Source organism: Pantoea trifolii (genome assembly GCF_024506435.1).
Classification (GTDB): domain Bacteria; phylum Pseudomonadota; class Gammaproteobacteria; order Enterobacterales; family Enterobacteriaceae; genus Pantoea; species Pantoea trifolii.
The window spans coordinates 673576-688638 of record NZ_JANIET010000001.1 but is presented as its reverse complement, the minus strand read 5'-3'; the positions used below and the strand labels follow the sequence as shown (position 1 = coordinate 688638).

Annotated in this window: 15 protein-coding genes and 3 tRNA genes; 9 read left to right on the top strand and 9 right to left on the bottom strand. The window is 54.8% G+C overall.

Annotation, left to right across the window (positions count from 1 at the left end):
• Window positions 1-6: 6 nt before the first annotated feature.
• Window positions 7-447, bottom strand: a complete 441-nt coding sequence (gene rimI / locus NQH49_RS03110) for a ribosomal protein S18-alanine N-acetyltransferase (RefSeq protein WP_256698345.1) — start codon at window positions 445-447, stop codon at window positions 7-9.
• Window positions 419-829: a DNA polymerase III subunit psi gene (locus NQH49_RS03105; protein ID WP_036647611.1), complete on the bottom strand. Its 411-nt coding sequence runs from the start codon at window positions 827-829 to the stop codon at window positions 419-421. Before NQH49_RS03105 ends, rimI begins: the two co-directional genes overlap by 29 nt.
• 106 nt (window positions 830-935) lie before the next feature.
• On the opposite strand from NQH49_RS03105, the gene rsmC reads away from it, so the two are divergent.
• From rsmC to NQH49_RS03085, 4 genes are all read left to right on the top strand, one after another.
• Window positions 936-1967 carry a 16S rRNA (guanine(1207)-N(2))-methyltransferase RsmC gene (rsmC, locus tag NQH49_RS03100; protein ID WP_008101784.1) on the top strand — a complete coding sequence of 344 codons (1032 nt, stop codon included), beginning with the start codon at window positions 936-938 and terminating at the stop codon, window positions 1965-1967.
• Window positions 1968-2099: 132 nt separating this feature from the next.
• A tRNA-Leu gene (locus NQH49_RS03095) sits at window positions 2100-2186 on the top strand.
• A 34-nt stretch (window positions 2187-2220) separates the two neighbouring features.
• A tRNA-Leu gene (locus NQH49_RS03090) sits at window positions 2221-2307 on the top strand.
• A gap of 29 nt (window positions 2308-2336) precedes the next feature.
• Window positions 2337-2423, top strand: a tRNA-Leu gene (locus tag NQH49_RS03085).
• A 91-nt stretch (window positions 2424-2514) separates the two neighbouring features.
• Here NQH49_RS03085 and NQH49_RS03080 read toward each other — a convergent pair.
• Window positions 2515-2799 carry a DUF1435 domain-containing protein gene (locus tag NQH49_RS03080; RefSeq protein WP_154181769.1) on the bottom strand — a complete coding sequence of 95 codons (285 nt, stop codon included), beginning with the start codon at window positions 2797-2799 and terminating at the stop codon, window positions 2515-2517.
• 228 nt (window positions 2800-3027) lie between these two features.
• On the opposite strand from NQH49_RS03080, the gene NQH49_RS03075 reads away from it, so the two are divergent.
• The 3 genes from NQH49_RS03075 to NQH49_RS03065 all read left to right on the top strand — a co-directional run bounded on the left by NQH49_RS03075 (window position 3028) and on the right by NQH49_RS03065 (window position 5609).
• Window positions 3028-4122: a GGDEF domain-containing protein gene (locus NQH49_RS03075; RefSeq protein WP_256698344.1), complete on the top strand. Its 1095-nt coding sequence runs from the start codon at window positions 3028-3030 to the stop codon at window positions 4120-4122.
• A 132-nt stretch (window positions 4123-4254) separates the two neighbouring features.
• Complete coding sequence (fhuF, locus tag NQH49_RS03070; RefSeq protein ID WP_256698343.1) at window positions 4255-5049, top strand: siderophore-iron reductase FhuF; 795 nt, start codon at window positions 4255-4257, stop codon at window positions 5047-5049.
• Between the two features lie 95 nt (window positions 5050-5144).
• Window positions 5145-5609 carry a YbaK/EbsC family protein gene (locus tag NQH49_RS03065; RefSeq protein ID WP_008107722.1) on the top strand — a complete coding sequence of 155 codons (465 nt, stop codon included), beginning with the start codon at window positions 5145-5147 and terminating at the stop codon, window positions 5607-5609.
• Here NQH49_RS03065 and NQH49_RS03060 read toward each other — a convergent pair.
• The 4 genes from NQH49_RS03060 to NQH49_RS03045 all read right to left on the bottom strand — a co-directional run bounded on the left by NQH49_RS03060 (window position 5606) and on the right by NQH49_RS03045 (window position 10565).
• Window positions 5606-6826 (bottom strand): MFS transporter, encoded by a 1221-nt coding sequence (locus tag NQH49_RS03060; RefSeq protein WP_256698342.1) that lies wholly within the window; start codon window positions 6824-6826, stop codon window positions 5606-5608. The two genes, NQH49_RS03065 and NQH49_RS03060, sit on opposite strands and share 4 nt — an antisense overlap.
• 262 nt (window positions 6827-7088) lie before the next feature.
• Window positions 7089-8072 (bottom strand): nucleoside hydrolase, encoded by a 984-nt coding sequence (locus NQH49_RS03055; RefSeq protein ID WP_256698341.1) that lies wholly within the window; start codon window positions 8070-8072, stop codon window positions 7089-7091.
• A 12-nt stretch (window positions 8073-8084) separates the two neighbouring features.
• Window positions 8085-9107, bottom strand: a complete 1023-nt coding sequence (locus NQH49_RS03050; protein WP_256698340.1) for a LacI family DNA-binding transcriptional regulator — start codon at window positions 9105-9107, stop codon at window positions 8085-8087.
• Between the two features lie 75 nt (window positions 9108-9182).
• Complete coding sequence (locus NQH49_RS03045; protein ID WP_256698339.1) at window positions 9183-10565, bottom strand: MFS transporter; 1383 nt, start codon at window positions 10563-10565, stop codon at window positions 9183-9185.
• A gap of 581 nt (window positions 10566-11146) precedes the next feature.
• Here NQH49_RS03045 and NQH49_RS03040 point away from each other — a divergent pair.
• Window positions 11147-11701, top strand: coding sequence for a histidine phosphatase family protein (locus tag NQH49_RS03040; RefSeq protein ID WP_154193074.1), 555 nt, complete (start codon window positions 11147-11149; stop codon window positions 11699-11701).
• Here NQH49_RS03040 and NQH49_RS03035 read toward each other — a convergent pair.
• Window positions 11694-12644: a beta-propeller fold lactonase family protein gene (locus NQH49_RS03035; RefSeq protein ID WP_256698338.1), complete on the bottom strand. Its 951-nt coding sequence runs from the start codon at window positions 12642-12644 to the stop codon at window positions 11694-11696. The two genes, NQH49_RS03040 and NQH49_RS03035, sit on opposite strands and share 8 nt — an antisense overlap.
• A gap of 415 nt (window positions 12645-13059) precedes the next feature.
• On the opposite strand from NQH49_RS03035, the gene NQH49_RS03030 reads away from it, so the two are divergent.
• Window positions 13060-14073 carry a glycosyltransferase family 32 protein gene (locus tag NQH49_RS03030; protein ID WP_008107736.1) on the top strand — a complete coding sequence of 338 codons (1014 nt, stop codon included), beginning with the start codon at window positions 13060-13062 and terminating at the stop codon, window positions 14071-14073.
• On the opposite strand, the gene NQH49_RS03025 is transcribed toward NQH49_RS03030, so the two are convergent.
• The gene (locus NQH49_RS03025) at window positions 14047-14970 is read right to left on the bottom strand and encodes a LysR family transcriptional regulator (protein WP_256698337.1); all 924 of its coding nucleotides are present in this window, start codon (window positions 14968-14970) and stop codon (window positions 14047-14049) included. The two genes, NQH49_RS03030 and NQH49_RS03025, sit on opposite strands and share 27 nt — an antisense overlap.
• Between the last annotated feature and the right edge of the window lie 93 nt (window positions 14971-15063).

The window sequence follows — 15063 nt, the reverse complement described above, 5'->3', positions numbered from 1 at the left end:
TGCTCCTTAAAGGGTTAGCGCCATAATGATGGCATCTTCTCGTCCGCTGGCAGTGGGATAATAGTTGGGGCGTGCGCTCACCTGATGGAAATCCAGCTGCTCATACAACGCAATCGCCGGCGTGTTTGAGGCGCGCACTTCGAGCCACAGTGTCATGACGTCGCGCTGCTCGAGCTCAGCAATCAGATGCTGTAACAGCTGGCGCGCCAGGCCGCGACGCTGGAAATCGGGATCCACCGCAATGTTGAACAGCGAGGCTTCATCCAGCACCACCTGGGTGATGGCGAATCCGGCCAGCTTACCTTCAACATCAATACGGAAATTAACAAAACGTTCGCCTTGATTGCTGCTAAACGTCTGCTCGCTCCACGGAAAGGCATGCGCGCGGCGCTCAATCGCCAGCAGCTGCGGCTGGTCTTCAGGGGTGACTAAAGAGATGGCTGTCATGGTTACACATTTGTTGCCACAGGGCGCGTTTTGCAGCGCCGCTGCTGATCAGTTCATTGAAAACGGCGGTGTTAAAGGTAATGCCGTTAAAGGGATGTTCGCTCTCGACGCCCAGCAGCCAGCCAGCGCAGTCGACCTGCTCCGGCAGCATTTGCAGCTGGTCTGGCGTTAACGCCATCACCTGCGCGGGTTGAAGGTTTAACGCGCGCAGCACGTCGCGAATCAGCGGTTCTTGTAGCGTCGGTGCCTGTTCGGCCACCAGAACCAAACGTGTGTCGGGCAAAAGCGTGACGGCAATTTCCCCTTGCAGCACGCGCGGACGCCGCAGCTGATACTGCGTAATCCCCATTTGCTGTAGAAGCCAGTCGCGCCTTGTGCTCATGCTATTACCCGTTATGCTGCCAGAATGCGACGCTATGCTAGCAAACCCATCGAACATGCGCCAACAAAGCACTATAATCCACGCTCTGATTTAACAGGAGCGTTCCATGTCTGCTTTTACCCCGGCCAGCGAAGTGATTCTGCGCCACAGTGATGAATTTACCGCCCGCCACGTATTGTTCGCTGGCGACTTGCAGGATGACCTGCCCGCCCAGCTAGAAACCGCGTCGAGCCGCGTGCATACCCAGCAATATCATCACTGGCAGAACCTCAGCCACCGCCTTGGTGAACGTGCGGTTTACAGCATGGTCGCAACCGCTGCCGATGTTGAAGGCTGCGATACGCTGGTTTATTACTGGTCGAAAAACAAACCCGAAGCGCAGTACCAGCTGCAAAATCTGCTCTCTCTGCTGCCGGTTGGCTGCGATATCTTCGTGGTGGGTGAAAACCGCAGCGGCGTGCGCAGCGCCGAAGGCATGCTGGAAGAGTGGGCAACGCTGGAGAAAGTCGACAGCGCGCGTCGTTGCGGCCTGTATCACGGTCGTCTCGATAAGCAGCCGACCTTTGATGCCAGCAGCTATGGCAATACCTATCAGCTCGAGGATCTCACCATCCATACCTTGCCGGGCGTATTCAGCCGCGATGGTCTGGATATCGGCAGCGATTTGCTGCTCTCCACGCTGACGCCGCACTTCCGTGGCAAAGTGTTGGATATCGGTTGTGGCAGCGGCGTGTTGGCGACCGTGATGGCGAAAGTGTCGCCGCGCGTGCGTCTGTGGCTGTGTGATGTGCATGCTGCTGCGATTGAAGCGAGTAAAGCCACGCTGGCCGCCAACGAACTGGAAGGTGAAGTGTTTGCCAGTAACGTGTTCTCTGACGTTACCGGCCGTTTTGACATGATCATCTCCAACCCGCCGTTCCACGATGGCCTGCAAACCAGCCTTGAAGCGGCCAACACGCTGATTCGCGGTGCGCTTAAGCATCTGAACAGCGGCGGCGAACTGCGTATCGTGGCTAACGCCTTCCTGCCGTATCCGCAAATTCTCGATGAAACCTTCGGCAATCACGAAGTGCTGGCGCAAACCGGACGCTTTAAAGTCTATCGTGCCGTCTACGGTCGCGGTGCCAAAACGCGTTAATTCAAGCGCGGCGGCAGAAACGTTGCTTTTTACAGCGATCGTTTTGCCGTCGCGAAATATGTGTTGACGCAATGAGTAAAATCTCTAAAATGCGCCTCCGTGGTTAGCAATACTTTAGGGTGTTGTTAGTTTGCGATGGTGGCGGAATTGGTAGACGCGCTAGCTTCAGGTGTTAGTGTTCTTACGGACGTGAGGGTTCAAGTCCCTCCCTTCGCACCAAACTAAAATCACACAGTTTATATCTGCGCACTGAGCGATGGTGGCGGAATTGGTAGACGCGCTAGCTTCAGGTGTTAGTGTTCTTACGGACGTGAGGGTTCAAGTCCCTCCCTTCGCACCAATGCGACGATATAAACAGACAACTAAGATGCGATGGTGGCGGAATTGGTAGACGCGCTAGCTTCAGGTGTTAGTGTTCTTACGGACGTGAGGGTTCAAGTCCCTCCCTTCGCACCAACAGTTGTCACTCCTTTCGAGCAGTAAATTCCCAAAAAGATTTCAACGAACTTCACGCTCTCAGCGTGATGTTGTCGTTTCTGCGTTTTGATCAGATGACGTGGAAATTGACCGACACCGCCGCTAATCCGCCCGCCAATGCCAGACAAGACGGCAGCAGGAGATAATGACGCAGACGATGATGAAACAGCATCACCACGGTCAGCAGCAGCGCGACAATCATCACTATCCGCCATTGGCTGAAACTCGGTTCCCATAACGCGAAAACCGGCATCGCTGCGCAGGGTAATAACACGCCCCAGCCGCTATCCAGACGTTTACCCATTATCCAGCTCACGCCCCACAGTCCGCAGGCGGCCATTATCGCCATGATCATTGCGCAACCCTCAGATGATAAATATTCGCATTATCATATGATAATATTTCTCATCCTGCAGCGAATTTTTTGTCGCAAGCCATGCCGGATGACAGAATTACTGGAAAATGCTAAATTGCCGCCGATAACAATATCGCTAACACAACAATAACGTGCTCTCTATCCGGGTAGGTAAACTATTACTTACGGGTAGCGCTTTGATATATCAGGGCTGTCACGAGAATAATAATGAAATTACAATCTTATGATGAGTTGAAACAGAGTAAATATCGGCTGTCGCTGATGCTATTTCTGTTTCTTAATGTCGCCGTTTCGCTTTTTTGCCTGCTGCCGATTTTAGGCAGCGACAGCCCAATACGCTCGCTGCCGGTGGCCATTGTGGCGGGCTTCAGCGCTACGCTGCTGGTTATTTGTTTAATGGCGTCAAAACATAAATTACCGCTACTAAATCCTGTCGCTTTTATATTGGGTGCGCTGTGGGCGTGGCATATTAACCACAGATATCATCTGGTTTACTATTTTGATGGCAGCTTTTTAATTATCAGCCTGTTAAGCGTTTTCTTTATCAGTGCCATTGCGCTAAGTGATTATTTGATCGCATTTTGTTTACACATCACGCCGCCGGTATTAACCGTGCTGTTATTGGATGATGGTCAGCATTTAATGATGATCTTATTCACCATTACGCTGCCGTTAATCGGCTTTTCACTGCACCATTTAATGCGTCGTCGCTTTGATACCTTTACCCGTCGGCTGGTGAGCCAGCTGTATGAGGAAAAAGAGAGTTTTAGCGATTTGAGCATGCTCGATCCGCTTACCGGCTTGTACAACCGCCGTGGATTAAAGAACCGCCTTGATACCATTATGGAAAACCACGCCGGCAGCCACTTTGTGCTGCTGCTGGATATCGACCATTTCAAAGCTTACAACGACAATTACGGCCATGCGATGGGCGATCAGGCTCTAGCGCGTGTATCCGTGGCAATCCGCGACGCGGTACGATCGCGCGATGTGGTGACGCGCTACGGCGGCGAAGAGTTTCTGGTGCTGATGACCAACGTGAACGCCTCGATTGCGATGAAACTGGCGGAGCGCATTCGTCAGTACGTGGTGGATTTGGAAATTCCGCATCGCTTTAATGAGAAAGTGTCGACACACGTCACCATCAGCGCGGGGATTGCGCCCATCTTCGATGAGGATTTTGATCAGGCGGTGGCCAATGCCGATCGCGCACTGTATGTGGCGAAAAATCAGGGACGTAACACCATTTTAGCGTGGGAAGATTTGCCGAAATTGACCCAGGCGAGTGACAACCTGGCGTAAGGTTTTGTTGGTTGCCATGAATGACGACCCTACGCTTACCTCGTCAAGCTTTGCCGTGTGCAGAAATGTTGTTCAAAATGACGGGAACGATTATCATTTGTCTCTCGATTCCCGTTATCAGTCAGGACCGGCATGGCCATCATCACGCGTCAGGATCATCGCTTTAGCGAACATCCGCTGATCTTTATGCAGAGCGATCGCAGCTTAGCGAGCGCACTGGAAGATCTGATGCGCGAACAACGCAGCTACATGCTGGACAACCTCAAGCTCGGCCAGCCGGCACCCGCCGGGACCTTAACGCTGGCCGAGTGGTCAAGTCCGCTTCACTATCGCCGCCTGACGCAGCGCTACAGCGATTATCTCTATCGCGATCACCCCGATGTGCAGCAGGAAGCTAAGCCGCTGCAGTCGCTGTGGGCGCAATGGTATTTTGGTCTGCTGCTGCCACCGCTGATGATGGCGTTATTGCAGGAACCACGCGCGCTGAACTGCTCGCCGCATCTGATTCACGTTGAGTTCCACGAAAACGGCCATCCGTGCGCGTTCTGGCTGGATGTGCAGGAAGATGAGGATGCGCGCTACTTCAATGGCCAGCAGCGTATCGATCGCCTGATTCAGCAATGCCTGATGCCGGCAGTGAATGGCATGACACAGCACGGTGATATCAATGCAAAGCTCATTTGGAACAACATGGGCTTTTCGTTTTACTGGTTCCTTGGCGAGTTGAAAAACCAGCTGCCGGAAGAGACGATTTTGCAGTTAGAGCAGGCGCTATTTTTCACTCAGTCACTGCTCGATGGCAGCGATAACCCGCTGTATCGCACCATGATCCCGCGCAATGGCGAAATGGAGCGACGCAGCTGCTGCCAGCGCTATCGCATCCCCGATGTAGAACGTTGTGGTAACTGCACGTTAAAAGCGGTGTAGCACCCGCGCATTCTGTTACAGATTCTCCTTTTCTCCCGTTTACACTTTTCCAGGCTTATGGCATTTTTTCGGCTCTGTTTTTACCGGAGATAACAATGAGCCTGGAGTCGGTACGGCACTTCTTTGCCGAACATGCACCGGATATCGACATCATCGAGATGCCGGAAAGCACCGCCACCGTTGAGCTGGCCGCACGCGTTCATGGCGTTCAGCCTGGGCAAATCGCCAAAACCTTATCGCTGAAAGTGAAAGATGCCATCGTGCTGATCGTTACGCGCGGCGATGCGCGTCTCGACAACCGCAAGCTGAAAGCTGCGCTCGGCGCCAAGGCGCGCATGTTAAGCGTGGATGAAGTGGTGAACTGGACCGGACATCCGGTCGGCGGCGTTTGCCCATTCGGGCTGGAAAATCCGCTTACCGTCTATTGCGATGTGTCGCTGCGCAGCTTTGACGAAGTGCTGCCCGCAGCCGGATCGATTCATAGTGCGGTACGCATTTCGCCGCAGCGTATGGCAGAACTCACCGCGGCGAAATGGGTTGACGTCTGCGAGGCGCTTTAAGACGACTCGCGCGCGGCGGCACCGGAGATTTCGATGCCGCGCGTCTCCCGACCAAACGCCACCAACACGCAAATCAGCACCGCCACCGTTCCGGCGACAATCGCCATCCCCAAACCGTAATTGCCGCCGTGTGCTTCGGCGATACGTGACTGCACCGTCGCATTCACTGAGGCGATCAAATTCCCCAGCTGATAAACAAAGCCCGGCAGCACCGCGCGCGCATTAGCGGGTACCAGTTCGGTGAGATAAGTCGGCACCACGCCCCACGCGCCCTGCACCATAAACTGCATCAGAAACGCGCCGATACCGATCATCCATGAACCGCTGGAGAAGGCCCACAGCGGCAGCACCGGCAGCGCGAGGAACGACGCCAGAATAATTGCGCGCTTGCGGCCAATCCGCTCGGACAATGCACCAAAGGTGATGCCGCCTAGCATCGCCGCGATGTTGTAGCTGATAGCAATGATGCTGACGGTGTGCGGATCGAACTGATGCTGCACTTTCAGGAAGGTGGGATAGAGATCCTGCGTACCGTGGCTGAAGAAGTTAAAGCAGGCCATCAGCAGCACCATATAAATACAGATTTTCCAGTGCTGACGGATAATCGGCAGCAGCGCATTGCTCTCTTTGCGCTCGCGCGCCGCCAGCCACACCGGCGATTCCGGCACTTTAAAGTAGATAAACGGCAGCAGCAGAATCGGCAACGCGCCAATCAGGAACATACCGCGCCAGCCGACCGTTTCGAAGAACAAACCAAAAATCACCGACGCCAGCAGATAGCCGCACGGATAACCGGCCTGGAAGATGCCGGACATCAAGCCGCGCGAGCGATCCGGAATGGTTTCCAGCGCCAGCGACGACGCCACGCCCCAAATGCCGCCCATCGCCACGCCGTAAATCACGCGGAAACCAAGGAACGCCGTGAAGGTGGGCGACCATGCCGAAAGCAGTTCAAACGCCGAGAACATCACGATATTGAGCATCAGAATCGGTCGGCGGCCGTACTTCTCCGCCAGCCGACCAAACAGCAGCGCGCCGATCGGGCGCACGGCGAGCGTGAGCATGATGGCGAGGGAAACATCGGAGACGCTGGTATGGAAATACTGGGCAAGATCGCTGAGGACAAACACTAAGATGAAGAAGTCGAACGCATCCAGCGTCCAGCTCGCGAAACTGGCAAAAGCCACGTTGCGCTGGGTCGCAGTCCAGTTGAACATGTCGGTATCCTGTCTGATTAGCTTCCGGATCGATGGCCGGATTTATAGTAGAAGTTACCGCGCGAATAATTTCACGGGTTACTATTATGTTAACTGTTTGTATATAGCATGTCAGAAAGGCGGGCTGTGGCGGGAATTGTCAGCGAGTGATTCGCGGTGTAAAAAAGCGTGTCATGTGAGTCAGAGAGAAATAGGTCGCCATGAATGGCGACCCTACGGCGATTTTGTAGGGTGCGCATTTATGCGCACCTGGAAAACGGCTTCAGCGTTTCAGCTGATTAAACGCCTTTTCGATCATCTCGAGCAGCAGCGCGTTATTGACGGTTTGAATTACATGCACCAACGCGCCAGTTTGCGGTGGCACGCCGATATCCAGACGCAGCGGCGTGCGATAACGCCAGCTTTTGCCGCGCGTGGCGCCGGGACGCAGCTCAATATCCACATAGTAATCCACGCCGTCGGCGACACGCTGATTCAGCAACCAGGCGACCACCAGCGCATCATGAATCCAGCAGCCTGGCAAATGACGGGTGCGAACCGAATAATCGATCCATGGGCGTAACGTCTCGCGCACAAACTGTGGCAATGGATGATCGTTGGCGGTAAGCCGCGTGAGATCCTGCTGCGTCAGCAAGGTTTGCGTGGTGGCGTCCATTGGTACCAGCGTGATGGTGGCGCCGCTGTGCAGTACCTGATGCGCCGCTTCCGGATCGAGGCCAAAATTGGTGTCTTTGATGTAATCATCCAGCGCAAACACGCCGCCCATAATCACAATCTCTGCCACCGATTCTGCCATTTGCGGATAACGCTGCAGCGCCAGCGCCACGTTGGTCAGCGGACCGATCGCCACCAGCGTAAACTCGCCGGGGTTGTCACAAATCAGTTGGCCCATCACGCCAGCCGCATCATGCCCATCTGCCGGAATACGCTGCGGCTGACGCACGCCGCGCCATAGTTCACCGAGCTTTTCATCGGCAACGTGATCAAGACGCGCACGCCACGGCGCAGGATCTTCGCGCAGCGCCTGCAGCGCGCCCTGCACCACCGGAATGTTACGTCCCAGCCGCTGCAGCAAATCTTTCGCCACCTGCGCACCCACCGCGCTCGGCGTGTTGCCGGTGACGGTGGTAATCAGTTCCAGCGACAGCGAGCTGGAAGCCAATGCTAACGCCAGCGCAAGGCCGTCGTCGGTGTTGGCACCCGCTATGCCGTTTCCCGGATCACAATCGATAATCAATCTTTTCATAGTGTTATAGTTTTATTGTTGTTGAGTAAACTGGCAGCCACAGGACTCACCGATTTCTAAATGGTGAGGGAATTCCGCCAGCTTCGCATCGCCATCCCAATTTTTGAGCATGGCAATCGCACTGCGCGCCATATCGCGCAGCGGCTGACGAACGGTAGTGAGCGTCGGCACATGAAACGCCGACTGATCGGTACCGTTAAAACACACCAGAGCGACATCCTGCGGCACGCGCAGTCCATGCTCTGACAGCGCACGAATGCAGCCAATCGCCTGGCCTTCATTACTGGTAAACAGCGCACGCGGCACACGACCGCTGGCCACCATGCGCTGCGCGGCGTCGTAACCGCCCTGCCGCGTGTAGCTGGCCGGAAAAATCATCGCCTCATCCGCCAGCAATCCTTTCTGCGCCAGCGCATCGCGCCAGCCCTGAATACGATCCTGCGCGTTAAGCATGTCTAGCGGACCGCTGATCATGCCTACCTGCTGATAACCGTGGCTGAGCAGATGCGACGTTACCTGACACGCCGCTTCACGCTCATTAACGCGCAGCATGCTGACGCCCGGACGCGGCTCAATGCGATCCAGCATCACCAGCGGCGTACCACTGGCCTGAATCACATCAATATAGGGATGGCGATCGACGCTGTTGTAAAACAGGCCATCAACCTGACGATTTAACAGGCCCTGAATAATCTCCAGCTCGCGTTTGCGATCGTCACCGGCATCACCCAGCAGCATGACGTGGCCGTGATTCATCGACTCCTGCAACAGCATGTGCGCCATCGAAGCAACAAAGGGATTACCGATGTTCGGCACCACTAAACCAAAGGTTTTGGTGCTGCCCGAAGCCAGCGCGCGCGCCACCGCATTAGGGCGATAGCCGGTCTGCTTGATCGCCTCCAGCACGCGCTGACGCGTGGCTTCTGCCACCGGTCGCGGGCCGTTATTGATCACGTAACTGACCACCGCCACCGAGGTGCCGGCGATTTTTGCCACGTCGGTGCGCGTGACGTTTCCGGTTGGAGATTTCGCCATTCCTTTGCCCCTGCGTAAATGCCATTGGCCGGAATCGCCGGCCAATGGGGGTTTTGATTTACGCGATCCTGCTGGTCAGATGGCATCTTCCGGCAGATTAAGATCGCGTCCGCGCGTTTCCGGCGCCACGAAAGTGGTGAGAAAACCGATGCTGGCCATCGCCGTGAAGTAAACCGCAATCGGCCACCAGTGTCCGGTAAACGACAGCAGCGCCGCCGCCACTAATGGCGCGGTACCTCCTGAAAGGATAGATCCCAGCTCTTTCGCTACCGCCATCTTGGTGTAACGACGCTTCACGCCAAACATCTCGACGCCCCACGCCGCCTGCACGCCGAAAATACCCAGCGATGCCAGCGCCATACCGACCACAATGACCGCCATCACAATCGCTGGATCGCGGCTGTCCATCAGGCTAAAGGCAGGCCAGGCGTAGAACATCAGCAATAAGCAGAAGCAGCGATAGGTAATGCGGCGACCAAAGCGATCCGACAGCCAGCCAGCAAACGGAATGATCAGGAAACCAAGTAAAGAGGCGATGAACACCGCTGTGGTGGGCACCGATTTGTCGAGCATCAGCACTTTGGCGACGTAACCGACAATGAAGCCCTGCGCCAGATAAGAAGGGCCGTTTTCGCCGATACGTAAACCGACCATGGTCCAGAAGGCGCGGGTGCGGCGCCAGAAGCTGCGCGTATCCACTTCTTCTTTCGCCTGCGCCAGCGTGGCGTTACGTTCGGCCTGCAATTCCGCCTGCTGACGTTCAAACACCGGCGTTTCACGTAGGTTGCGACGAATCCACAACGCCACCACCGCAATCAGCGCGCTGCTGAGGAACGGAATACGCCAGCCCCACGCCAGCAAGCTCTCTTTGTCCATCTGGATCACTGCCAGCCAGACCAGCGACGCAATCAGCGTGCCGCTGTTTGAGCCCAGCGCAATCACCGACGACACCAATCCACGACGTTCAACCGGGGCATATTCGCCCAGCATCACCGTACCGCCGGACAACTCAGCGCCCGCCCCCAAACCTTGGGTAAACCGCAGCAGCACCAAACATGCGGGAGCCCAGACGCCAATGCTGGCATAGGAAGGAATCAAACCAATGAGTGTTGTGGAGGCGCCCATCAGAATGATGGTTGAGATCATCACCGTTTTGCGGCCCTTGCGATCGCCGATCCAGCCGAACAGCAAGGCACCAATCGGGCGGGCAATAAAGCCCACCGACCAGGTGGCAAAACTCGAGAGTAAGGCGATAGCCGGCGTAGCTTCCGGGAAGAAGACGTCACCAAAAATAATGCCGGCGGCGAGGCCATAGAGCGCAAAATCCGCATATTCCATCGCGGTGCCAAGCCAGCAGGAGAACGTGGCGCGCCAGAAATCTTTACGGCCGGAGGATGTTTCAAGCCGCGCATCGGCAGCTGAGGAGGATGTCAGTGAGCTTTGTTGCGAAACCGTCATAACCCAATCCCTGAATGAGGTAAAAACAGCAAACGCCCTTCCGTGGGTCAGTTCCCTTGCAACAAGCGGAACTCCCCGGTGGCGACGTTCAGTAGGCAAACCTGGATGAAAAATCAGTAATGAATTCCCTGGTGTTGGAATTCGCTTCTTCGCCTGTTCCCGCCGATGTAATTTTCATCGATCGCATTAGTGAGGCAAATGTAACTGGGTCATCTCAAGGCCAACTTCGTCTCTGGCACCGTGAGTTATCACTGTGGATACAGTCTATCTACGCGCGTAGATAAATCAAGTGATAATAGAGAAATTTATTAGATAAACTTCACTATAACTCATGAAAACAAGGCAAAAATGGCTTCAAATCATGACATTACATCTAATGCATGGCGCAAGAATTGTCTTATTGAAGCTTGATTGACGATTATTGCTTACCATTTAACGGCGCAGGCTAACTCTTCATCGCGCTGTTTTTCGCACAGTTCAGTTAAGGTTTAATGACAAGCAGGCAATACTCTTAAATCCCGTCATGGATGCGCGAGTTGCTCAACCTCTGCATTACACTGGAGCAATATCACAGGAGCGCTATGACCATTATTCTTATGCGACACGGTAAACCCGATCATCCTGTCAATGGGCGCTTCTCGGCGCGGGCATTGGCTGACTGGTGTGAAGGTTACGATCAGGCTGATATTTGCGACTCCCCGCCGCCGCGCAGCCAAACCATTGCGCGCCTCGCGAGTGTGATCGCCACCAGCCCGCTGCCGCGCGCCCGTTCGTCGTTAACGCGTCTGGGTTTACAGCCGCACGCGGTGGATGAAGTTTTTAGCGAAGTCGCGATACCGACGTTGCCGTTTGAGCGCCTGCATCTGCCGCTCAACGTCTGGCTGGCGCTATTACGCCTGTTATGGCTGTGCGGCTATAGTGGCCATGTGGAATCGGTGCAGCATGCGCGTCAACGCGCCCGTCTGGCGGCAGATAAACTGGTGACGCTGTCGCAGCAAGGCACGGTGTTATTGGTTGGTCACGGCATCATGAACAAGCTGATTGCGCGTGAGTTACGCAAGCGCGGCTGGCAGGCCGAAAAACATGCCAGCAGCCGCCACTGGAGCAGTGCGATTTATCATCGTCCATTCATTTAAGTTGGAAGTAGCTCAGCACCTCACAACCGGTACCGGCTTGCGGCGTGGCAATCACCTTCATCTGCTGCAGATCAATCAGGCTGAGCGAACCGTCGCCCTCATTCGCAATCAGCAAGCTGTGATTATCCTCACTGAAGCAGCCATCCATCGGCTTATTGCCAACCTGAATATCGCCGAGCGGATTGAGCAGATCGTCAAACAGCGTCGCCACCGGTTCTTGATCGCCAATCGCCACCAGCCGCTCGCCGTTGGCACTGAAGCGCACCACCTGACAGGGTTGCTGATGGCCCGGCAACGTCAGGCGTTGGCGGATGCGATGGCTTTGCCGATCCACCACATACAGCAGCGGCGCATCGGCGGCGCTCGCCACCAGATAAGGATGTTTCGGCGAGGCAGCGATACCCGAGATCGGGCCGGGCATCAGGATATTGTCGATAATCCGCCCTTCCGCCTCACACAGATCCACCACGGTAATGCTGGCGTCCTCTTCATTTTCGGTAAACAGCTTGCGGCCGCTGGGCGACAAGGTAAGTCGGTGCGCATTGTGCGACGGCAGCTGAATAGTTTTCTCCACGCGATCGCTAACCGGATCAATCACCGCCACCACCGCGCTGTTTTCACAGCAGAGATAAACTTTGCCGTCACGTCCTAACTGGCCGCTGTGCGGTGCCTTTAACGGCGACAGATCGATAAAACCGCTGATCTGCCGCAGGCGCAAATCGATGATCGCCACTTTGTGGCCAGGATGCGGATTGTCGCCGTGAATGCCGTCCCCGTAGATCGGCACGTACGCTTTTTCCAGCTGTGGCAGCATCAGAAGCTCGTGTGGACGCGGCGGAAAGGCATTTAACACTTGCTCAACGGCAAAGGTTTCGGGATTGAGAAACAGCACGCGATTGCCCTGCTTATCGACCGCCAATAATCCACGGTTGTGTCGCTGCATAGTGTCTCCTTTAGTTGATCACCTGCTTTAAGCGTAGCTAACCCTCACTCAGGGTGGGATTCTCCCGGCAGACCAGCGAAAAATGCAGCCAGGTTAACGCGTGATCTCACGCGCACTTTTTAATCTCACCCGCTACTTACGCCATGCCACGCTTATTTTATTAGGAATAGTCTTAATGAGATAAAATAGAAACACCAACAATTCACGCGATTATTTATCGTTAATTTAAAGCTTAACGGATCCTTGATTTTCCGGTTTATCTGAAAGGATCAAAAAGTGATAGCCGCATCGCACAGAATGTTTTATTAAGCATAGGAGAGTACTTTTTTACACACAGCCTAAAGGACAATCAAGAGCGCTCAGCGCCGCTGATCAGGGACGCCTTGCCACCATAATCACAATAATCAGGTGCATCATGAATAAAAAACGCCTTCAGCCAGCGTTAACCCTCTGGCATAACTGGAAAAGACTCGCGTTTACCAGCCAGACTTTCCTGCAGAAAAAACAGCATACTGCGCTCTGTGCGCCGGAATACGATCCCAGCGAAGAGGACAATATCGTGTTACTTTCTGGCGAAAAAGATCTGCCAGAGATTCCAAAGAAAGTCTGGATGTATTGGGATAATGAATATTTACCGAAATCACTGGCATTAAATATTAAAAAGATTCGTCAGGATAATCCCGACCATGAAATCCATTTATTAAATCGTTTAACGGTAAAAGAAGTTTTACCGGATTTTATCTTCACCTCGACCCAATTAACCGCCCAACAAAGAAGCGAAGTGATTCGCCTGGAATTACTGCTGCGCTATGGCGGTATTGCCATTGATTGCAGCACCTTATTATTTGAAGATCTCTCCTGGGTGCATCGCGCGCATCAGGAACGTTGTATGGATGTGATTGGTTATTATCACGAAAATGCCACCGTCAACTATCTCGCACCGGTGATTGAGAGCTGGTTCCTGGCGGCGACCGCCAATAATCCGTTTATCCGCGAATGGCAAAAACATTACGCGCCAATCAAACATCTCGGCGAACAGAATTACTTCAGTGAATTGACCAAGCGCGATGATTATTCCCTGCTAACGCAGAAGATTGCGCAGCCGGAGCAGCAATTAGGTTCACTGGCGCAGCAGATCGCCATGCGCGAACATCGCCGGGTAAATCTCTACCTGCGTAAATGCGAAGCCAACGCCTATTACTATCAGCGTTTAAGTGGCTGGAAGAGCGAGGCGTTTGCCCACGCGGTGCTGTTTCACCAGCGTCCACTCACGCCACCGCCAGTGATTAAACTCAGCGGCAATGAGCAGCTGCATCTCGACTTCAACCTGCGGCTCGGCCATTACAACCGCAGCAGTTTGTTGGGCCAGATGATGCAAACGCCTGCACCGATCGCGCTGGCTTCACCCATCAACAAAGCGCGCGCGTAACCAATGGATAAAGGTGGTCACCGCCCGTGGCACCTGTGCGGCATACGGGCGCACCACCCACAACCGGGCGGCGAAGGCATCCACCGCTTGCCACTGCGGCAGCACCTGCTGCAGCGTGCCGCTGGCTAATGCCGCGCTGGCGCTGAAGTCCGGCAGCATCGCAATGCCCAAACCTTGCAATGCAGCATCACGGATCGACTCGCTGTTGTTGGTGGCAAAGTTGCCCTGAATCTTCACCTGCACGGTTTCGCTGCCGCCGTCCGCTAATTGAAAGCGCCACTGCGGCGACTCGAGTCCGCGCGGGTAATAAAGACAATTGTGCTGCTGCAACGCCTGCGGTGAATCCGGCAAACCGTTCTGCGCCAGATACGCCGGCGACGCCACCAGCAGCGCGCGGGTTTCACACAGCGGCAGCGCAACATGCGTTTCCGGCAGGCTATCGCTATGGCGAATCGCCAGATCAAAGCCTTCACTGCCGAGCGACACCAGACGATCGGTGACGTCCAGCTGCAAGCGCACCTGCGGATAGTCGCGCAAGAAATCGCCGATGATCGGCACCAGCTGCTGACGCGCAAACGCCACTGGCGCAGTCACGCGTACCATGCCACGCACCGGCCCCGCTTCATCACGCACGCTGAAAAAGCTCTGCGCGATACGCGCAAAGGGATCGCGCAGCTCATCCACCAGCTTTTCACCGGCAGAGGTTAGCCGCACGCTGCGCGTGGTGCGCTGCACCAACGCCACACCCGCCATCTTTTCCAGCTCTTTAATCTTCTGACTCATTGCCGCTTTGCTGACGTCTAATCGTTCCGCCGCGCGCGTAAAACTGCCGAGCTCAGCCAGCACGGTTAACCAGTGCAAATGGACCCAAAGGCTATCGGTTTTAATTTCTTTCATATCGATTGTTCAAAATAATAAATAATCATTTCAACCAGCGCGCTTTTTCTTTCCGGCAGCAAGCGGCAGCATAGAGCCATATCCTACTCTTTT